At 44.1% G+C, this 20,487-nt stretch carries 11 protein-coding genes and 14 tRNA genes; 14 read left to right on the plus strand and 11 right to left on the minus strand.

Annotated elements, in window-relative coordinates; all coding sequences use genetic code 11:
* The first annotated feature begins 131 nt into the window (after window positions 1–131).
* Together SPUTW3181_RS07780 and SPUTW3181_RS07785 are read left to right on the plus strand one after the other, a co-directional pair.
* Complete coding sequence (locus tag SPUTW3181_RS07780; protein ID WP_011788841.1) at window positions 132–710, plus strand: thymidine kinase; 579 nt, start codon at window positions 132–134, stop codon at window positions 708–710.
* A 102-nt stretch (window positions 711–812) separates the two neighbouring features.
* On the plus strand, window positions 813–3,884 hold the full coding sequence (locus tag SPUTW3181_RS07785; RefSeq protein WP_011788842.1) for a transglycosylase domain-containing protein: 3,072 nt from the start codon (window positions 813–815) through the stop codon (window positions 3,882–3,884).
* Between the two features lie 106 nt (window positions 3,885–3,990).
* Here SPUTW3181_RS07785 and SPUTW3181_RS07790 read toward each other — a convergent pair whose 3' ends face one another.
* From SPUTW3181_RS07790 to SPUTW3181_RS07840, 10 genes are all read right to left on the minus strand, one after another.
* Window positions 3,991–5,370 carry a sigma-54-dependent transcriptional regulator gene (locus SPUTW3181_RS07790; protein WP_011788843.1) on the minus strand — a complete coding sequence of 460 codons (1,380 nt, stop codon included), beginning with the start codon at window positions 5,368–5,370 and terminating at the stop codon, window positions 3,991–3,993.
* Complete coding sequence (locus SPUTW3181_RS07795) at window positions 5,367–7,178, minus strand: sensor histidine kinase (RefSeq protein WP_011788844.1); 1,812 nt, start codon at window positions 7,176–7,178, stop codon at window positions 5,367–5,369. Before SPUTW3181_RS07795 ends, SPUTW3181_RS07790 begins: the two co-directional genes overlap by 4 nt.
* A 111-nt stretch (window positions 7,179–7,289) precedes the next feature.
* On the minus strand, window positions 7,290–8,687 hold the full coding sequence (locus SPUTW3181_RS07800) for a TRAP transporter large permease (RefSeq protein WP_011788845.1): 1,398 nt from the start codon (window positions 8,685–8,687) through the stop codon (window positions 7,290–7,292).
* Window positions 8,687–9,331, minus strand: coding sequence for a TRAP transporter small permease (locus SPUTW3181_RS07805; protein WP_011788846.1), 645 nt, complete (start codon window positions 9,329–9,331; stop codon window positions 8,687–8,689). Before SPUTW3181_RS07805 ends, SPUTW3181_RS07800 begins: the two co-directional genes overlap by 1 nt.
* 62 nt (window positions 9,332–9,393) lie before the next feature.
* Window positions 9,394–10,416 carry a TRAP transporter substrate-binding protein gene (locus tag SPUTW3181_RS07810; protein ID WP_011788847.1) on the minus strand — a complete coding sequence of 341 codons (1,023 nt, stop codon included), beginning with the start codon at window positions 10,414–10,416 and terminating at the stop codon, window positions 9,394–9,396.
* A gap of 591 nt (window positions 10,417–11,007) precedes the next feature.
* Window positions 11,008–11,083 (minus strand) — tRNA-Val (locus SPUTW3181_RS07820).
* Between the two features lie 28 nt (window positions 11,084–11,111).
* Window positions 11,112–11,187 (minus strand) — tRNA-Val (locus SPUTW3181_RS07825).
* A gap of 45 nt (window positions 11,188–11,232) precedes the next feature.
* A tRNA-Val gene (locus SPUTW3181_RS07830) sits at window positions 11,233–11,308 on the minus strand.
* 37 nt (window positions 11,309–11,345) lie between these two features.
* Window positions 11,346–11,421, minus strand: a tRNA-Val gene (locus SPUTW3181_RS07835).
* Between the two features lie 44 nt (window positions 11,422–11,465).
* Window positions 11,466–11,541 (minus strand) — tRNA-Val (locus SPUTW3181_RS07840).
* A 414-nt stretch (window positions 11,542–11,955) separates the two neighbouring features.
* Here SPUTW3181_RS07840 and gltX point away from each other — a divergent pair.
* The 10 genes from gltX (at window position 11,956) to SPUTW3181_RS07890 (ending at window position 15,452) form a co-directional block, all read left to right on the plus strand.
* Window positions 11,956–13,365: a glutamate--tRNA ligase gene (gene gltX / locus SPUTW3181_RS07845; protein ID WP_011788848.1), complete on the plus strand. Its 1,410-nt coding sequence runs from the start codon at window positions 11,956–11,958 to the stop codon at window positions 13,363–13,365.
* A gap of 104 nt (window positions 13,366–13,469) precedes the next feature.
* Window positions 13,470–13,545, plus strand: a tRNA-Ala gene (locus SPUTW3181_RS07850).
* A gap of 75 nt (window positions 13,546–13,620) precedes the next feature.
* Window positions 13,621–13,696 (plus strand) — tRNA-Glu (locus tag SPUTW3181_RS07855).
* A 114-nt stretch (window positions 13,697–13,810) separates the two neighbouring features.
* Window positions 13,811–13,886 (plus strand) — tRNA-Ala (locus SPUTW3181_RS07860).
* 165 nt (window positions 13,887–14,051) lie between these two features.
* Window positions 14,052–14,127: transfer RNA gene (locus SPUTW3181_RS07865), tRNA-Glu, on the plus strand.
* Window positions 14,128–14,259: 132 nt separating this feature from the next.
* Window positions 14,260–14,335, plus strand: a tRNA-Glu gene (locus SPUTW3181_RS07870).
* A gap of 223 nt (window positions 14,336–14,558) precedes the next feature.
* Window positions 14,559–14,634, plus strand: a tRNA-Glu gene (locus SPUTW3181_RS07875).
* A 223-nt stretch (window positions 14,635–14,857) separates the two neighbouring features.
* A tRNA-Glu gene (locus SPUTW3181_RS07880) sits at window positions 14,858–14,933 on the plus strand.
* Window positions 14,934–15,169: 236 nt separating this feature from the next.
* Window positions 15,170–15,245: transfer RNA gene (locus tag SPUTW3181_RS07885), tRNA-Glu, on the plus strand.
* A gap of 131 nt (window positions 15,246–15,376) precedes the next feature.
* Window positions 15,377–15,452, plus strand: a tRNA-Glu gene (locus SPUTW3181_RS07890).
* Window positions 15,453–15,833: 381 nt separating this feature from the next.
* Here the strand turns inward: SPUTW3181_RS07890 and SPUTW3181_RS07895 are convergent.
* Window positions 15,834–17,663, minus strand: coding sequence for an ABC transporter ATP-binding protein (locus SPUTW3181_RS07895; protein ID WP_011788849.1), 1,830 nt, complete (start codon window positions 17,661–17,663; stop codon window positions 15,834–15,836).
* A 484-nt stretch (window positions 17,664–18,147) separates the two neighbouring features.
* Between SPUTW3181_RS07895 and SPUTW3181_RS07900 the strand changes: the two genes are divergently transcribed.
* Complete coding sequence (locus SPUTW3181_RS07900; RefSeq protein ID WP_011788850.1) at window positions 18,148–19,839, plus strand: DNA-3-methyladenine glycosylase 2 family protein; 1,692 nt, start codon at window positions 18,148–18,150, stop codon at window positions 19,837–19,839.
* A 45-nt stretch (window positions 19,840–19,884) separates the two neighbouring features.
* Window positions 19,885–20,442 (plus strand): methylated-DNA--[protein]-cysteine S-methyltransferase, encoded by a 558-nt coding sequence (locus SPUTW3181_RS07905; protein ID WP_011788851.1) that lies wholly within the window; start codon window positions 19,885–19,887, stop codon window positions 20,440–20,442.
* Window positions 20,443–20,487 lie beyond the last annotated feature (45 nt).

Raw genomic sequence — 20,487 nt, forward strand, 5'->3', positions numbered from 1 at the left:
CGATTATCTTAATTCGTCATAAAAGCTTATATAAGGATAGTGTTTTGATGGGGGAGGCAATGTTAAACTAATATGCAATTTTGCTCTGGTGATTGACACGTAAGAGATAATGTTTTTAAAGGGTATAAGTTTTGGCACAACTGTATTTTTATTATTCGTCAATGAATGCGGGCAAATCCACGTCATTATTGCAATCTTCTTATAATTATCGCGAACGTGGTATGCATACCTTAGTGATGACAGCCTCTATTGATGATAGATATGGCAAAGGTAAAGTGGCCTCCCGTATTGGTATTGAAACGGATGCACAGGTTTTTAGTAGCCAAGATAATCTGACTGAAATGATCCAAGCCGTGCATCAAGTTACGCCATTAAGTTGTGTTTTATTGGATGAATGCCAGTTCTTAAGTAAAGAACAAGTAAAACAGTTGACTTATGTTGTTGATAAGCTAGATATTCCAGTGTTGTGCTATGGGCTGCGAACAGACTTTCAAGGTGAACTTTTTAGTGGTAGTCATTATTTGTTGGCTTGGGCCGATAAGTTAGTCGAGTTAAAGACGATTTGTCATTGTGGACGTAAAGCAAATATGGTGGTTCGTCTTGATGATGAAGGTAAAGTGATGCGTGAAGGTGAGCAAGTGGCTATCGGTGGTAATGAGCGTTATGAATCAGTGTGTCGCAAGCATTTTCGTGAATTTATCTGGGATTAGATTAGACAATAGACAAGATCGATATTTAGGTACCTAGATTTTACCAAAAGCGGTTAATAGTGAATAAAATACGTTCTCGCTTTATGATTTTTTGGAGCAGTTTTGCCTAATTCTACGCAAGAGATGCAGTTCGAAAATTATCGTCCTCGCCCACCGCAACCTGAGCCTAAAGCCAAGGCTCAGCCTAAGGTTAGATCTAAGGGGCGTGCTTGGTTTCTCTTTTTTATCCTTATTTTATGCTTGGCCATTTTAATTGGCCAAGAAATGAAGACTTCTTTCTACCAAGCAAAATTTATCCATCAATATGCTAAAACCCTCACCTATGAATTAAAAAATGAGCCAACGCAGTCAGTTATTTATCCAAGTTATGGTCCTTTTGATGAACGTCATGGCTATAGCAAGTTACCGAACTATATTGACAGATTGTTGCAGCGAAACTTTCAGATAACGCGGCAGGTGGCATTCTCGCCAGCGTTACAAGAGTATACCCAGTTGGGTTTTTTCCCTCCTTACCATGAGAAGGCGCAATCTGGATTAACACTGCTTGATTGCCGCAATACAGATCTTTATCAGTTTACCTATCCTAAGCGGGTTTATCAGGATGACGATAAGATCCCTAATGAGATTGTGAATACCCTCTTATTTATTGAAAACCGAGAGCTTTGGACCACCGAAAATAAGCTAAACCCAGTGATAGATTGGCCACGCTTTGTGGTCGCCGGATTTAGTCAAATCGCAGAAATGCTAGGTTTTAATGTTGCCACGGCGGGTGGTAGTACTCTCGCGACTCAAATTGAAAAGTTTCGCCATTCTTCACAGGGCTTAACCTTAAGTATTAAAGATAAATTATTGCAAATTGGCTCTGCCAGCGTGCGAGTTTACCAGCAAGGTGAAAATACTGAACCCGCTCGCAAGCGCATTGTTCAGGATTACTTGAACACAGTTCCGCTATCCTCAGCACCAAATCACGGTGAAGTACATGGTATTGGTGATGGTTTATGGGCGTGGTTTGGGACGGATTTTGATACGGCTAATAAGCTATTGTCGGCTCCGCAAATCAAAGCCAATGCGGTAAAACGCGGCCAAGTATTCCGCCAAGTGGTTGCATTAATGATTGCCCAGCGTCGTCCGTCCTATTACCTATTACAGGGGCATGAAGATTTAGAGAATCTGGTTGATAGTCATATTCGCTTGCTCGGAGAATATTATTTAATCGACCGAAATCTACGTGATGCTGCGTTAGCACAACGCCTTGAATTTAAAGTGGCGAAACCGCAACGTAATGTGCAATCGGGTGCCGATAAAGGCATTAATACGATTCGTATACGTACTGCTGGGATGCTGAATGTAGGGCTTTACGATTTAGATAGACTCGATCTCACGGTAAATAGCAGCTTGCATAGTGATTTACAGCAGCAAGTGAGTCAATACTTACGCAGTCTTGCTCAAGCGTCTACGGCAGAGCAAGTTGGCTTATTGGGTGAGCGTTTGCTTGAGCCTAACCAACTGCAGAATGTCCTCTATAGTTTTACCTTATATGAGCGAACTGATACGGCTAACCGTGTAAGGGTTCAGACTGATAGTACCGATCAACCCTTCGATATTAACGAGGGGAGTAAGCTCGAACTCGGTTCTACGGCTAAATTGCGGGTTATGGCCACTTATTTGGAGATCATTGCCGAGATCCACGATAAATACTCCAAAAAACATGGCATAGAATTAGAGTCGATTATTATCGAGCCTCGGGATCATTTAACCCGCTGGGCAATTGATTACCTTATTGTTAATCCTGATAGGCGTCTTGATCGCATGTTAGATGCGGCACTGCAGCGTGAATATTCAGCCTCACCGAATGAGCAATTCTTTACGGGTGGTGGTTTGCATGTGTTTAATAACTTTAAAAAAACAGAAGATTTAAAAATACCCACACTGTACCAAGCTTTGCAGGATTCAATCAATTTACCCTTTGTGCGCCTTATGCGCGACATAGTCAATTACAGTAGCAGTATGCAAAATGAGGGCAATATGGCCCAGTTGCTACGTAATGACAAAGATCCTCGTCGCGAAGAATATTTACGGGTTTTTGCTGACAGGGAAGGTAATACCTTCGTCACTAAATTTTATCGTAAATATAAGAAAGTGGCGGCTAATGAGCGTTTAGACATGTTCTTCGATGGTCAATCCCAATCGGAACAACAACTGACGGCAGCATATCGTTATTTGCTCCCCGATGAGTCTATGGCGTCGTTTAAGGCATTTTTACAGCAGCGTCTGCCACAAACCACCTACAGTGATAAGCGCATTAAAGATCTGTATAACAAATACGGGCCTGATAAATATAATTTGCCTGATCAAGGCTATATTGCACGCGTGCACCCGTTAGAGCTATGGGTGCTGAAATATCTTAACCATCATCCCGATGCCAATTTGAACGATGTTAAAGAGGCTAGCCAGCAGCAGCGCCAAGAAGTCTATCGTTGGTTATTTAGAACTCGGCATAAAAATGCCCGTGATGTTCGTGTGCAAGTGATGTTAGAAGTTGAGGCCTTCTTAGATATTCATCAGCGTTGGGCGCGTTTAGGTTATCCCTTTGAGACTATGGTGCCATCTTTAGGTTCGGCCCTTGGTAGCTCTGGGGATAGACCTGCAGCCCTTGCTGAATTGATGGGCATTATCCAAAACGATGGCTACAGGTTGCCTACCGTGCGGATTAATCAATTGCATTTTGGTGTTGATACTCCTTACGAGGTGATGTTACAAAATCAGAGCCTTCAAGGTGAACGTGTTATGCGCCATGAAGTTGCACAGGCTTTAAAAGCGGCGTTGGCGAATGTGGTTCAAAATGGTACAGGACGGCGTTTAAAGGGCCTTTTTGTTGATGAGCAAGGCGCTATGTTGGCGATTGGAGGAAAAACTGGCACGGGAGATAACCGTATTGTGACCCAAATGCAGCAGGGCAAAAAGGTTGCTACGACAGCCATGAATCGAACCGCGACCTTTGTATTCTATTTAGGGGATAAATATTTTGGCACTTTAACCGCTTTTGTGCCTGGTAGTAAATCCGATGATTTTAGTTTTACGTCGGCACTGCCACTGCAAGTGATGAAAGGAATGATGCCTATTCTTTCACCTTATGTGACAACGCCAAAGGGCATGTGTGTTGTAGCTGAATAAACGTATTTTTGAGATTATTAATAAAATCCCCGTTTAGATAAATCTAAGTGGGGATTTTATTAGGTTGAGTTGTGGTGCGATTTAACAGTTGAAATCGCAATATCCCCTAGTCCTCTGAATTTACATACTGCTTGCGGTCTAAATCATATTTGCGCATCTTGTCATATAAGGTTTTGCGAGGGAGTTCAAGCTGTTCCATCGTCAGTTTGATACTGCCTTTGTTGTGGCTTAAGGCTTCCTCAATCAGTACACGCTCGAAAAACTCGACCCGTTGCAGTAAAGACATGCTGGAGTGCAGACTTGGTGTATTGCCAAGTGAACCGGCAAAAGCGGCTTCTCCACCGAGTAGTACATAGCGTTCAGCCAGATTACGTAATTCACGTACATTGCCCGGCCAGTCGTGTGAGGTGAGTATGGCATTTTGCTCAGCATTTAACGCGATAAGTGCTTTGTGATATCGAGCCGATGCGACTCGCGCAAAATGTAAAAAGAGTAGGGGAATATCTTCACGTCGATCCCTTAGTGGCGGAATGGGAACCGTCACTAGATTCAAGCGGTAGAGTAAATCTTGACGAAACTCCCCAGTATCACACAGGCTTTTTAAATCAACTTTGGTGGCGGCAATCACACGTATATCTAAATTGATGCTTTTATTGGAACCTAAGCGTTCCACTTTGCGATCTTCTAATACTCGTAGTAGTTTTACTTGGAGCGATAACGGCGTGCTTTCAATTTCATCTAAGAACAATGTGCCGCCATTAGCGTATTCAAACTTACCCACCCGCATTTTATCGACCCCCGTAAAGGCACCAGCTTCGGCGCCAAAGAGTTCACTTTCGATAAGATTTTCAGGGATCGCGCCGCAGTTAATGGCCACAAAGTTGGCTTGGTTACGGTTGCTGTGATCGTGCAGATAACGGGCAACGAGTTCTTTACCTGTGCCTGTTTCTCCTTCAATCAATACGTCAGCAGGCGTATTGATGACTTGTTCAATAATATGGCGCATACGGTTAATGCCAACACTGTGCCCCAAAATACGTGGCCCGGGAACGCTTTGGCTCTCTAGCTCTTTTTTTAGTTTACGGTTTTCTAGGGTCAAACTGCGTTTATCTAAGGCACGTTTAACCACATCAAGCATATGTTCATTATTAAAGGGTTTTTCGAGAAAATCGTAAGCGCCTTGCTTTAAGGCATTGACTGCCATAGCGATATCGCCAAAACCTGTGAGTAGGACTACTGGTAAATCAGGATCTTGCTGGCGAATTTGTTGCATAAGACTAATGCCATCAAGCTGTGGCATATTCACATCGGAGATCACGACTCCGGCCCAATCTTTATCAAGCAGTTTGGCAATATCTTTAGGTTCAGTGCGAGTGATGGCTTTAATACCTTCTAGTTCGAACAATTGCACTAAGACGGTGCCTATATGTGGCTCATCATCGATGATAAGTACTGAATAGTCTTGGATTGAATTGGGCGCATTCATAGTGACTGGCGTTCCTCGAGTAAATAAATCGGTAAAATAATCTGAAAAATAGCCCCACCATTTTCGGCATTGGCGACATTAATCTGGCCTTGCATAGACTCGATGATACGTTGTGAAATTGATAGGCCTAATCCTAAACCATGGCGCTCGTTTGTCGTGAAATAGGGCTCAAAGATTTTTTCCATTTGGCTTTCGCGAACACCTGGGCCCGTATCTTGAATGCTGATACAAAACTTATCTTGTTTGCTTACCCTGATAATCAGACGGCGTTTGATTGATTGTTGCATAGCGACAATCGCATTACTCATAATGTTGACCAACACTTGCTGTAATCTGACTTTATCCCCCCAAACCTGATAATTGCCATCGGGGAGTTGTACATCCAATTCTACGCCTTGTTTATCGATAGCTGGTTGAACTATGGTTAAGGCTTGTGTGATGCAGCGATTAATATCTGTAGCGCTATCAGTACCTTGGCTTTTACGAGTAAAACTTTTAAATTGGCCGACAATATCGGCCAGTCTGTCGGTGAGTTCGATAATAATTTTAAGATTATCCTGTGCCTTATCTTGCATATCCCTCGCAAGAAACGTCTGAGTGTTTTGTGCATAACTGCGCAATGCCGCCAAAGGTTGATTAAGTTCATGGTTAATACTGGCAGATAAGCTACCGATAACGGTTAGCTTTGCCGCTTGAATAAGTTCATCTTGAGTATCTTTGAGGCGTTCATTAGCTTGTTGTAAATCTTGTGTACGTTCTTCAACCCGTTGTTCAAGAAGACTTTGTGCCAGTTGCATGCGTTGTAAATTACGTCGCCGCTCTGCACTAAATAAAAGCGCTAATGCAAGCAACAGATAAATCGAAGCAGAAAGTAGCATAAGAGCGGGCATGGATTCGTGTAAGGGTTTCATTGGCGCTAGAATGTGAACTCGCCAACCTGCTTTTGTCATCTCGTGGTGGGTATCCATATATTGAGCTTGGGTTATACCCGTGCGAATTTGGTAAATATGGTCGTAGTTTTCGCCGCTATATTGATAATGTGGTTTGATTAATAGTTCGCTAATAGTCCGTTCGGCGTAGCGTTTTGAAGCATTTAGCGCGTATTGTTTAGCTTGGGTGAGTGGCGTTAAGGAGGTGAGGCGCCATTCATCAATACTGGAAATAAAAACGATATCATCGGGATCGCTGATCACAAACTGATACTGGCCCGCAATGGCAATACTGGTGCTCTGTTGCTCTATATCGGCAATATTCACTTTCACCACAATCGCGCCGAGTATACCTTTCCCACCTTGCTGATAAATCGGGTAAGAGAAGTAAAAACCACGTTTATCTGAGCTAGTACCGACGGCATAATAGCGCCCTAAATTTCCTGAAATGGCATCGGTATAATAGGGCCTGAAGGAATAATCTTTACCAATAAATGAGAAACTCTGCTGCCAGTTACTGGCGGCAATAGCAATACCCAGCGCATCAATAAGATAAATATCAGATGCTTCAGTAACATGCTGGATTTCTTCTAAATAGAGATTCAACTCTTGGACTTTTTGAGGATTCTGCTGATCGTTGAGCACCTGCGCCAGCATTGGGTTGGTCGAAAGCACGTGGGGGATACTCTCATAGCGTGAAAGCGCACCATCCAAAAAACTGACGAGTTCCTTTAATTGTTGTTCAGATTGGGTTTGGATTTCAATTTTACCTTGATGCAAATGAATCCAATAGGTCAACTTTAGGATTGCGAATAATCCCGCGAGTAGCACTATCGTCAAAAAGAGACGTTTTTTGGCTGTTGGCGTCATGGGGAGCATAGCGGGCGATCCTGATTATCACTTAACCTAAAACAAAGCGAGCCTAAGTAGGCTCGCTTAAAAACTATCTATAATCAAGGAATAATATCGACTCCTTGAGAAGACTTTTTACTAATACCCCCTTAACTTATCCAGCATCTCGGGTAAAAACAGGGATATTTGTGGCACATAGGTAATAAAGGCTAAGAAGACTAGCATCAACAATAGCCATGGGAGTACGGAGTGGATAACCCAGCCAATACTGCGTCCAGTAATCCCCGATGTCACAAAAAGGTTGAGTCCAACAGGCGGCGTTAACATACCTATTTCCATGTTCACCACCATGATAATCCCTAAGTGAATAGGGTCAATTCCCAACTGAGTTGCAATTGGAAAGAGGATCGGCGCCATAATTAGTACTATCGCAGACGGTTCCATAAAGTTCCCTGCCGCGAGTAGCAACAAGTTGACGATAATCAGGAAGCCCCAAGCGGGTAGACCCATACTGACAATATATTCGGCGATTATATGGGGTATACGCTCTGTTGTAAGTACATGCGCAAACAGCATTGCGTTAGCAATAATAAACAGCAGCATAATGCTGACTTTAGCACCATCACGCACCACATTTCGTACTTCAGTATCTACGGGGGTTTTTATTAAGCCCAATATCATATGCCATAGGTTGCGGGCAATCGCATTGGGCAGGCTTTCGCCTGAGTTGCGCCATGCGACATTTTTCAGCGGCCCAATATCACGATAACCAAATACCGCAATCAAATAAGCATACATACAAGCCACAGCAGAGGCTTCAGTTGGACTGGCAATACCGCCGTAAATGGAACCTAAAACTATCAGAATAAGTGCTAAGCCACCGAGTGCCTTAGCACTGGAAAGTCCTAATTGTTTAATGCCGGGGAAGGGGCGTGATGGTAGGTTTTTAAAACGGGCAACGATATAGATGACTACCATGAGTAGTAAACCCATTAATAAGCCAGGAATCAAACCCGCCATAAACATTCTTGCTGCTGATACTTCAGTCGCTGCCGCATACACTAACATTACAATTGATGGCGGGATCAAAATCCCAAGAGTGCCTGAGGTAGTAATGACACCAGCTGCAAATTTTTCAGGATAGCCCGCTTTTACCATACCAACGATCACTATCGAACCAATGGCGGCAACGGTTGCAGGGGATGATCCTGAAACCGCAGCAAACAGCATACAGGCCATAACCGATGCCATCGCGAGACCACCACGGATATGTCCAATACTGTCCATGGCAAAGTCAATAATACGCCTTGCTACACCACCAGTTGATAAAAAGGCTGATGATAGGATAAAGAAGGGAATGGCCAGTAGCGTGTAATGCTCTGATGACGACTCATAGAGTTTTAGGGCAATAGAGGCTAAAGAGTCATTGGAGAAGAATAAAATGGTGAGCATGCTGGAAAAACCTAGCGCAATGGCGATCGGCATGCCTAAAAACATACAGACGAGTAGGGCGGTAAATAGGGTTGCAATGGCCATTATTTTACCTCCTTGTTATCTGTCGTTGTGTGAGTTTGCTGCGCACTTTCATCGATTAAATGCATACTTTCTTTCGCTTCATCGGCAAATTTTAAGCCTGAGACTTGGTTGCGGAGAATGGCGATAAATAATTCTAGAAAACGCCATGTGAGCATAGTAAAACCAATCAACAGGATACTTTGGGATAACCAAATGGGGACAGCCCCATCATCCACGTCAATTCTTAGGGTATTCCAAGCAAAGTCAGGATCTAAATTATTGAGTAATGCTCTTGGAAAATGGATGTCTTCCATTGGTACACCAACGTGATACATCTGCGATAGATATTCAAAACTGCCTTTTAAAAACAATCCACAATAGATTAAACAGATTGAGGTTGTGATTAAGGAGGTGATTTTTTTTGCCTTTGGCGGCAAGCTTTTTACAAAGGCATCGACACCGATATGTGCGCCAACCTTGACTCCGTAGGACATACCAAACAACACAAACCACCCACACAGGGTTAATGTCAGTTCTTGGATCCACAGAAAACCGGTATTAAAGAAAAACCGTGCTACAACCTCTGTAAATACAAGCAGTGTCATCAGGGTAATAAGTAAATTGAGCATACCTATTTCAAAGTAACCAAAAATTCGCGATATCACAGTTTGTACTCCCCTCGCTCAAATACCGCTTAACCTCAACTAAGGTTAAGCGGTTATTTTAATTATTGTTTATTTGCAGCAACGGCGGCTTCGATGATATCTTTGCCAACTTGATCTTCGAATTTCGCCCACACAGGTTTCATTACATCTACCCATTGTTGACGTTCTGCTGGCGTTAATGTCACTAACTGTGAGCGTTTAGAATCGAGGATTAATTGTTTATCTTCGTTATCTTTCTCGGCAGCAATCTTATTCCCTAATGCGATTGACTCATCTAAGGCTTCTTTGATGATTTTACGTTTGTCTGCTGGTAATCCTTTCCAGAAGGTATCTGAGGTCACAACCATATAATCAAGTACACCATGATTACTCTCTGTGATATGGCTTTGAACTTCATAGAATTTTTGTGAATAAGTATTAGACCAAGTATTCTCTTGACCATCGATAGCGCGGGTTTGTAGCAGGGTAAATACTTCCGAGAACGGTTTTTTTACTGGAATCGCACCAATCGCATCAAATTGAGCCGCTAATACGTCCGATGCCATCACGCGGAACTTTAACCCTTTTGCATCAGAAGGTTGTTTAAGCGGGGTATTGGCTGAGAATTGCTTCATACCATTATGTAAATAGCCTAAGCCGACAATCCCTTTACGTGTCATTGAGTTTAATAATGTTTGCCCCGCTTCTCCCTGCTGGAAGCGATTTACTGCATCCATATCGTTGAATAAAAAGGGCAGATCGAATATCTGTAAACGTTTTGTGTAGCGTTCAAATTTTGAGAGAGAAGGCGCTACAAATTGCACATCATTTAATAATAATGCTGCTAACTCGTTGTTATCCCCAAATAACTGTGAGCTAGGGTATACACTGACTTTGTATTCACCCGGTAAGCGTTGTTCAACCAACTCTTTAAATTTCAACGCCATTTGGCCTTTGGGGGTGTTTTCTGCAACCACATGAGAAAACTTAATTTCGACGGGGGCTGCAAGCACGTTAAAACTGGTTGCAATAACAGATGCTATAGCAAGCATCTTCGCAACAGTTTTCAATGGGCGGTTCATACTAATCTGTTGATTCAATGTCATTTTGAGTTCCTTTTTCTGTTGTTAGGATTTGTCCTCAGTCTTGGTTAGTTTGTTACCAAGTGTGAGTAGGAATACAGCCTTGACTTCCCTGAGGTCTGTTCTACTTAACGCAAATACCACGCCAACTTACATTGAAGTCTGTAAGTGTTTGGTTAACAAAGTGTAGTTCATTTGATGTGTGTCACACCGCTAAATTGGTGGGTGAGATCTCGCTCACACTAGTATCATGAATGGGTGGGAACCCACCCAAAAGTTAATAGTGGCTTTATTTCTATTGAATATAGAGTGCCGACTAAGTGAGCAGAATGCGTTATTTTTAGATCAAAATGTGATTTATGGATCAATGCTCTATAAATCAAAACTTGCCGCGGTTGCTATTTTGTCATCGGTGTTAATTGGAATTATTGCCGGTACATAGCAGGGCTAAAAAGCATTTAAGAGGGCATTTGTACTGAGCTGGCTGTATTTATGGCGTATTTTATAAGTATTGTTTGTGGTTAATTAAATGAGGAAAAGATATTTACAGGCAAGGGTGTTGTAGTTAGATCTTGAGCGTAGATTTAGCTTGGGGCTTCGAACAACAGGGGGATATGGTGGTCGCTACTGGGCTCGAACCAGTGACCCCCTCCTTGTAAGGGAGGTGCTCTCCCAGCTGAGCTAAGCGACCTGGGATTTTAATTAGGTATTGCAGAATATGGTGGTCGCTACTGGGCTCGAACCAGTGACCCCCTCCTTGTAAGGGAGGTGCTCTCCCAGCTGAGCTAAGCGACCTGGGTATTTTACACTACACAATTGGAGTCATTATTCACTGAAGAATGGTGGTCGCTACTGGGCTCGAACCAGTGACCCCCTCCTTGTAAGGGAGGTGCTCTCCCAGCTGAGCTAAGCGACCTGGGAATGACTTACACAGTCCTGTAAATTAAGTTATATGGTGGTCGCTACTGGGCTCGAACCAGTGACCCCCTCCTTGTAAGGGAGGTGCTCTCCCAGCTGAGCTAAGCGACCTGGGATACAACTATTATCTACAGCGGTTATTTCTTTCAAATAAATGGTGGTCGATACTGGGCTCGAACCAGTGACCCCCTCCTTGTAAGGGAGGTGCTCTCCCAGCTGAGCTAATCGACCTCGCTGTGTGGAGCCGTATTATAGGGAGGTTCGATCTAGTGTCAACGCTTTTTAATGAAAAAAGCATTGGTCGCGCTATTTTTGTTCGCATTGACTTAATGTTAAACATATCACCGATTAAAGTGTTATTTCAGGGGGTTGTACCGTGCAGAGACTTATCGGCATAGATCATTCATATGGGCTGAGATAAAGTCAGCAAAGTCATCATTGATTTTCGTTTTCATATGTATCCAAACCACCTGAATCCTGCGCCTTCAGGTGGTTTGTGTATTAAAGGTCATAATTCAGAGATCCAATTTAATGAGATGGGATATTTGCCCCATTTGCAGGGCCTGCTTTGACTGTTAGAATAAGCCCACTTTTTATCGTACTTGTCTTTATTTAGACGACTTTTATATAGGTTAGTGTCCCATTATGACAACTAAGACGCGTTTTGCCCCTAGTCCTACCGGTTTCTTGCATGTTGGTGGTGCCCGTACTGCACTTTATTCTTGGTTACAAGCCCGTGCCAATAACGGTGAGTTTGTATTACGTATTGAAGATACGGATATTGAGCGTTCAACTCAAGCTGCTTGCGATGCGATTTTAGAAGGCATGAACTGGCTAGGTTTGACATGGGACGAAGGCCCATATTACCAAACTAAGCGTTTTGACCGTTATAACGAAATCATTGCTCAAATGTTAGAAAAGGGCACAGCGTATAAATGTTACTGTTCACGTGAGCGAATCGATGCCTTAAGAGAATCACAGGCCGCTAACGGTGAAGCGCAAAAATACGATGGTTGCTGCCGTGATTTGCCTGCCCGTGACACTGATGAGCCTTTTGTGGTGCGTTTTAAAAATCCAATCGGTGGTTCAGTGGTATTTGATGACCATGTTCGTGGTCGTATTGAATTTTCTAATGACGCATTAGATGATTTGATCATTGCTCGTACCGACGGCGTGCCAACATATAACTTCTGCGTAGTCGTTGATGATTGGGATATGGGGATTACCTGTGTGGTGCGTGGTGAAGATCATATCAATAATACGCCTCGTCAAATTAACATCCTCAAAGCGTTAGGTGCACCAATTCCTGAATATGCGCATGTATCGATGATTTTGGGTGATGACGGCGCTAAGTTATCTAAGCGCCATGGCGCTGTTAGCGTAATGCAGTACCGTGATGATGGCTATTTACCTGAAGCGTTGCTCAACTATTTAGTGCGTTTAGGTTGGTCACACGGTGATCAAGAAGTTTTCTCTTTAGAGGAAATGAAGCAATACTTTAAGCTAGACGATATTAATAAGGCGCCTTCAGCCTTTAATACCGATAAGCTGGTTTGGTTGAACCAACACTATATTAAGACGCTTGACCCTGAATATGTGGCAACTCACTTACAATGGCACATGGACGACCAAAAGATTGATACCTCAAATGGTCCAGCATTAGCCGAAGTGGTCACAGCATTAGCAGAACGCGCTAAGACGTTAAAGGAATTAGCCGCTTCTAGTCGTTACTTCTATGAAGACTTTGCAGACTTTGATGCTGAGCAGGCGAAAAAACATTTACGTGGTGTTGCGTTAGAACCGTTGCAATTGGTACAACAAAAATTAGCCGCATTAACTGAATGGACGGTTGAAGCAATACATCAGGCAATTGAACAAACGGCAACTGAATTAGATGTAGGTATGGGGAAAGTTGGCATGCCTCTGCGTGTTTCTGTAACGGGAGCAGGGCAGTCTCCAGGTTTAGATATCACATTATTTTTAATAGGAAGAAGTCGCTCTGAGCAAAGAATATCCAAAGCGATTGAATTTGTAGCAGATAGAATAAATTCCTAAAAAACGAGTTGACACTTTTAGGTGTGCTGCATAGAATGCGCCACGCAGTTGAGACACAGGCTGGCTAAAGCTTGCAGTGCACTTAATTGAGTTAAATAAGTTTTGGGGCTATAGCTCAGCTGGGAGAGCGCTTGCATGGCATGCAAGAGGTCGACGGTTCGATCCCGTCTAGCTCCACCAAACTTACCGTAGATGTTAGACGGGAATCTTTCTTCTTATATTAAGAAAGAAAAGTTCAAATTAATATGTCCTTGTGTCCCCTTCGTCTAGAGGCCTAGGACACCGCCCTTTCACGGCGGTAACAGGGGTTCGAATCCCCTAGGGGATACCATCTATATTTTATAGAGAGTGGTTCCTAGCAAATAACTAACGAGTTGTTTGGTAAGAACAAAATCTAATTCTATGCTCATGCCCACTGTTAAAGTTCGGTGTTGAAGCAGAATTTGGGGTTATAGCTCAGCTGGGAGAGCGCTTGCATGGCATGCAAGAGGTCCACGGTTCGATCCCGTGTAGCTCCACCAATTTACTGCCTTATTAAGCTGGAACTTTTTATAATGGAAAGTTCGAATTAATATGTCCTTGTGTACGCTTCGTTCTTTAGAAGAGAGTGCCTAGGACACCGTAGATGTTAAACGGGAACCTTTCTTTTTATATAAGAAGGAAAAGTTCAAATTAATATGTCCAGGGTCCCCTTCGTCTAGAGGCCTAGGACACCGCCCTTTCACGGCGGTAACAGGGGTTCGAATCCCCTAGGGGATACCATCTATATTTTATAGAGAGTGGTTCCTAGCAAATAACTAACGAGTTGTTTGGTAAGAACGAGACATTTGCTTCCTAGCCTACTGAAGTGAATGTGTTACAAAGCTCGGTTACGAGTTAAAACATAAGTCCTGTGTCCCCTTCGTCTAGAGGCCTAGGACACCGCCCTTTCACGGCGGTAACAGGGGTTCGAATCCCCTAGGGGATACCATCTATATTTTATAGAGAGTGGTTCCTAGCAAATAACTAACGAGTTGTTTGGTAAGAACGAGACGTTTGCTTCCTAGCCTACTGAAGTGAATGTGTTACAAAGCTCGGTTACGAGTTAAATCATAAGTCCGGGTCCCCTTCGTTCTTTAGAAGAGAGTGCCTAGGACACCGTAGATGTTAAACGGGAACCTTTCATAACGAAAAGTTCAAATTAATATGTCCGGGTCCCCTTCGTCTAGAGGCCTAGGACACCGCCCTTTCACGGCGGTAACAGGGGTTCGAATCCCCTAGGGGATACCATCTATATTTTATAGAGAGTGGTTCCTAGCAAATAACTAACGAGTTGTTTGGTAAGAACGAGACGTTTGCTTCCTAGCCTACTGAAGTGAATGTGTTACAAAGCTCGGTTACGAGTTAAATCATAAGTCCGGGTCCCCTTCGTTCTTTAGAAGAGAGTGCCTAGGACACCGTAGATGTTAAACGGGAACCTTTCATAACGAAAAGTTCAAATTAATATGTCCGGGTCCCCTTCGTCTAGAGGCCTAGGACACCGCCCTTTCACGGCGGTAACAGGGGTTCGAATCCCCTAGGGGATACCATCTATATTTTATAGAGAGTGGTTCCTAGCAAATAACTAACGTGTTGTTTGGTAAGAACAAGGCATTTGCTTCCTAGCCTACTGAAGTAAATGTATTACAAAGCTCGGTTACGAGTTAAAACATAAGTCCGGGTCTCCTTCGTTCTTTTAGAAGAGAGTGCCTAGGACACCGTAGATGTTAAACGGGAAGCTTTCCTTTTATATTCAGAAAGAAAAGTTCAAATTAATATGTCCAGGGTCCCCTTCGTCTAGAGGCCTAGGACACCGCCCTTTCACGGCGGTAACAGGGGTTCGAATCCCCTAGGGGATACCATCTATATTTTATAGAGAGTGGTTCCTAGCAAATAACTAACGTGTTGTTTGGTAAGAACAAGGCATTTGCTTCCTAGCCTACTGAAGTTAATGTATTACAAAGCTCGGTTACGAGTTAAATCATAAGTCTGGGTCCCCTTCGTCTAGAGGCCTAGGACACCGCCCTTTCACGGCGGTAACAGGGGTTCGAATCCCCTAGGGGATACCACTTCAACTAAAGTTAATCGCTAACGTTAGTTGAACACAATAAACCACCTAAAGGTGGTTTTTTTGTACCTATCATTCTTTATTGTTCCACAAGCCACAAGCCACAAGCCACAAGCCACAAGCCACAAGCTACAAGCCACAAGCCACAACTCATTGCTCATTCAGCTTGGTCTTATGATCGGGTTTCTGCGCTTTTATTGGTTGTAGACTTGCTTGCAGCATAATTGTATTGAGGTCTTGAAATGATGGCTCGTTATTGCAATGGCAGGCGCTTAGTTCAGAAAGCTTGCTCGACAAACTAACAGGTGGACTATGTTATGGGTAATAAAAAAGGCGACTCAATGTCGCCTTTAAAATCAAAGTACTGAGTTATAATTTAACATTATTCAACCCCTAAGAATCCACCAGTTTGGTGGGCCCATAATTGAGCATAAATACCGCCTGCGGCGATGAGTTCATGGTGCGTGCCTTGCTCAACGACTCGGCCTTGATCTAATACAATTAACCTGTCCATCGCGGCAATAGTCGAAAGTCGATGGGCAATCGCGATCACTGTCTTGCCTTGCATTAATTCATATAAACTTTCTTGAATGGCGGCTTCGACTTCAGAATCTAGCGCAGATGTCGCTTCATCAAGCAGTAAAATGGGCGCATTTTTTAATAAAACTCGCGCGATGGCGATACGCTGTCTTTGGCCGCCAGAGAGTTTTACGCCACGTTCACCCACTTGGGCATCTAAGCCATGATTACCGTTAGGATCACTGAGCCCTTGAATAAAGTCATAGGCTTGAGCTTGTTTGATCGCACGATCAAGTTGCTCTTCACTGGCACTGGGATTGCCGTACAGAATATTCTCGCGAATGGTGCGGTGCAATAGGGAGGTATCTTGGGTCACCATGCCAATTTGTGAGCGTAGCGAATCCTGTTTAACGGTTTTAATGTCTTGGTCATCGATATTAATCTGACCTTTTTCAACATCGTAGAATCGCATTAGTAGATTCACTAGGGTCGATTTACCCGCGCCAGAACGCCCCACTAAGCCAACTTTTTCACCTGCTTTAATATTCAGATTCAGATCTTCAATCACGCCAGTCTGCTCACCGTAATGGAAACACACTTGGTTGAAATCAATCTTGCCATGATTGACGACCAGCGCCTTTGCGTTTGGCTCATCTTGGATGATCGTTGTTTTCGATAAGGTGTTCATTCCATCGGTAACTGTGCCGATATTTTCGAATAACGAACTGATTTCCCACATGATCCACTGTGACATGCCGTTTAAACGCAGTGCTAAACTGACCGCAATGGCGATGGCGCCGACCGTAATTGCGCTATCGGTCCATAGGGCTATCGATACTGCTGCAATACTAAAGGCCAACAGATAGTTGATGATTTGCACGCTGACGCTGATCCCCGTCACTAAGCGCATTTGGCGATAAACCGTGTCTAAAAATATCCGCATACTGGATTTGGCGTATTCGGCTTCTTTTTGCGTGTGGGCGAATAGCTTCACTGTGGTGATGTTGGTATAGCTGTCGACGATACGGCCTGTCATGGTTGAGCGGGCATCGGCTTGCTCGGTAGAGACACTTTTTAGTCTAGGCACAAAGTACCATTGCAGCCCAACATACAGTGCAAGCCAGACGAGCATAGGTATGACTAAGCGCAGATCAGCGCTGGCGATCATCACTAGCATAGAGGTGAAATACACTAAAATGTATACCAATACATCGAGCAATTTCATCACAGTTTCGCGTACGGCTAAGGAGGTTTGCATCACTTTCGTGGCGATTCTGCCTGCAAAATCATCTTGATAAAACGATACACTTTGTTTTAGCAAGTAACGGTGGGCGAGCCAACGGATCGACATGGGATAATTGCCAAGCAAGGTTTGATGCATGATAAGCGCATGCAGTAATACCAATATTGGCATCACAATTATCACCATTCCTCCCATCAGCATTAAGGTCGTGCCTTCGTCTTGGAATAAAGTTTCGGGATTTTTTTTCACCAGCCAATCCACTAATTGGCCCATGAATCCGAACAGAGACACTTCAAGCATGGCCAGCATGGCGGTCAGCACTGACATTAAGATCAGCGGCAGTTCGTAGCCCTTAGTATAGTGGCGACAAAAAGCATAAACCCCTGTGGGTGGTTTAGTGGGTTCATCATCGGGTAGGGCTTCAACCCAGGATTCAAATCGTTTAAACATGAATTAACTCTATGGTGAGATAAAAAATAGTCGCGTATAGCATATACCTAAACAACCTGAAGATGCAGGATTCAGCGGGAATTTAACGCACTTTTGGCAAGGCCATTTATTGCTCCTGCATAAATGACATTCACGCCATCCATGGCGATTGCGGTTATTTGCAGACCTAGTGGACTAAGTTAAAAATAACCAACACGGCATAAAGTGCGTTAAAACCCGCCGGGACGGAGCGTCTAGGGCACTCCACTTCCGTGTTGCATCAATTCAAAAGGTGGCCGACATTCTGTCATTGATGCGCCTTGAATTGAAGCACCCTAGACGCTCTGAAACTCGTATCTTCAGGTCGCTTGGGTATATAAGATTTCATGCCTTAAAAGCATTGAAATGATTGAGTTCCGTTTTCCGCTAGTGCTACATGCTAGTTTTACGTAAAGTAATGAACAAGAAATTAATTGTGAGCGAATATTGTCGGGCGTGATGAAAAATGAGTGCAGATAGAGCCTCTGAGAGTGCAAATAAGCGTGATGAAATAGACTCAATGCATTCGCTGGAGTTCAGTGCAGGGCAACTTTCTGCGTCCATTTGCCGTGAAGCGAGGATGAGCCGCGATCCGCGTTTTGATGGTAAGTTTTTTGTGGGCGTATTAACGACGGGCATTTATTGCCGAACTGTGTGTCCTGCTGTGGCACCAAAAGAGCAAAATGTGCGTTATTTTGATTCGGCCATTAAAGCCGCGCAGGCGGGATTACGCCCATGTTTACGTTGTCGGCCCGACAGTGCGCCGGGATCGAATCCTTGGAAGGGGACTGGCACAACGTTAGCGAGGGCCATTAGTTTAATCGAAGCGGGCGCCTTAGCGGGAAAGTCATCGGGAGAGCCAGCCTCGACAGTAACACAATTGGCTGACCGATTAGGGATCAGCAGTCGTTATCTCAATAAGCTCTTTACCGAAGGCTTTGGCACTTCGCCAAAACAATATGCCTTATATCGGCAGTTACTGTTTGCTAAACAATTATTGCACCAAACCCAATTACCTATCACTCAAGTCGCGATGGCGGCGGGTTTCAACAGTATTCGCCGTTTCAATGAGGCGTTTAAGCAAACCTTGCAATTGACGCCGACCCAGTTAAGAAAGAGTGCATTAACCAAAGCGGCAAAGGAGTCCATGAGTGAGCCACTAACAGGATTAGGTGAGATTGATACAATGGGTGAATTTGTGCCGCACTATGGATTAACCTTGTATCAGTATTATCGGCCTCCATTGGATTGGACATCACAGCTGGCGTTTTATCGATTACGTGCAGTAACAGGGATGGAATGGTTCACACCGCAGATGAGTCATCCACAAGCGAGCGATGTCGTTGGCGATGAGGCGTCCGTGGTAGATGAGGCCAAAGCTGGCGATAATGGGCTCGAATATGGTCGCTGTTTTGCCCTAGGTAAGATGCGCGGCACAGTGCACATTATCCATGAGCCTAAGCTAAATCGCTTCAAACTCGCGATAATGTTGACCGAAGATTCCCTTGTCGATGAGCTGCAATTGCTGGTCACTGAAGTGCGACGCATTTTAGATCTCGATGCGGATATGCTGCAGATTGAACAAGGCTTAAGTGCGCTACCAAGTTTAGGATTAACACCGTTTTCGGGATTACGCATTCCCGGTGCAGGCTCCTTATTTGAGGCGGCCTGCCGTGCGATTTTAGGCCAACAAGTGACGGTAGTGCAGGCGACTAAGCTACTTAATCAATTGGTTGAAGCCTATGGCGAGCGCTTTAGTCTCAATGGTTGCGAGTATCGTTTATTTCCTACACCCGAGGCCATTCGTGAGGCGAGTCTAACAGAGCTAAAAATGCCCGGCGCTCGTAAATTAGCCCTCAATGCGCTCGCGGCGTTTATCTGCGATCATCCTGAGGCGAGTGTCGATGATTGGCTCAGCGTTAAGGGCATAGGTCCTTGGACAATCGCGTATGCTAAGCTCCGCGGTTTGGGCGATCCCAATGTGTTTTTGCATACCGATTTGATTGTTAAAAAGCATTTGCTGGCCTTGTATGGCAAGACCCATAGGCTGGATGAAGCCGCTGCGGGTGCAGTCAACTACCCGCAGCTGTGCCAGCAATTGAGTCAAGAAATCGCGCCTTGGGGCAGTTATTTAACCTTTCAGCTTTGGCATCAATAGCGACTAAAACGATTTAAGTTGAAGACATAAATAGAGAGATAAATTATGAAGCATGCGATTCGTCAATTGAGCCAAGCGCCGAGTATTGCAGCGTATCAGCCCTGTGCCATGGATACTTTTATGAGTCCTGTCGGAATATTGCAATTAAATGCCAATGCCTATGGACTAAGTCATTTAACGGTTGTCGGCTCGGATCGCACTGAGATTGCGCTTGCTAAGGTGAGTGAGGAGGCCCTCAATCAAGCTAAGGCGCATATTAGTGAAACTCAAGTGCAGCTCGCGCGTTATTTTGCAGGTGAACGGATTGAATTTAATTTAAAGCTCGCACCTAAGGGCACTGAATTTCAGCGTGAAGTTTGGCAAGCCTTGCTCAATGTTGATTATGGTCAGAGCTGCAGCTATGGGCAGATTGCCGAGCAAATTGGTCGGCCTAAGGCGGTGCGCGCCGTGGGCGCGGCCAATGGCGCCAATCCCATCGCGATTATTGTGCCTTGCCATAGAGTAATAGGCAAAAATGGCAAGTTAACGGGTTACGCCTACGGGCTGGCGATGAAACAGCAGTTGTTAACGCTGGAAACTGACAAGCACTGCCTCGATATTTAAGCTAGAATAGCCGCCTATTAAGATATTGGTGAGCAGTTAAACTTT

The sequence above is a fragment of the Shewanella sp. W3-18-1 genome (genome assembly GCF_000015185.1).
GTDB lineage: Bacteria > Pseudomonadota > Gammaproteobacteria > Enterobacterales > Shewanellaceae > Shewanella > Shewanella putrefaciens.

Bases quoted from the DNA above. Each gene is read 5' to 3' on its own strand.
- SPUTW3181_RS07800 (WP_011788845.1), bottom strand. From the start codon at position 8,687: ATGGCCATTGCAACCCTATTTACCGCCCTACTCGTCTGTATGTTTTTA.
- SPUTW3181_RS07790 (WP_011788843.1), bottom strand. From the start codon at position 5,370: ATGAATGCGCCCAATTCAATCCAAGACTATTCAGTACTTATCATCGAT.
- SPUTW3181_RS07795 (WP_011788844.1), bottom strand. From the start codon at position 7,178: ATGCTCCCCATGACGCCAACAGCCAAAAAACGTCTCTTTTTGACGATA.
- SPUTW3181_RS07810 (WP_011788847.1), bottom strand. From the start codon at position 10,416: ATGACATTGAATCAACAGATTAGTATGAACCGCCCATTGAAAACTGTT.
- SPUTW3181_RS07895 (WP_011788849.1), bottom strand. From the start codon at position 17,663: ATGTTTAAACGATTTGAATCCTGGGTTGAAGCCCTACCCGATGATGAA.
- SPUTW3181_RS07900 (WP_011788850.1), top strand. From the start codon at position 18,148: ATGAGTGCAGATAGAGCCTCTGAGAGTGCAAATAAGCGTGATGAAATA.
- SPUTW3181_RS07905 (WP_011788851.1), top strand. From the start codon at position 19,885: ATGAAGCATGCGATTCGTCAATTGAGCCAAGCGCCGAGTATTGCAGCG.
- gltX (WP_011788848.1), top strand. From the start codon at position 11,956: ATGACAACTAAGACGCGTTTTGCCCCTAGTCCTACCGGTTTCTTGCAT.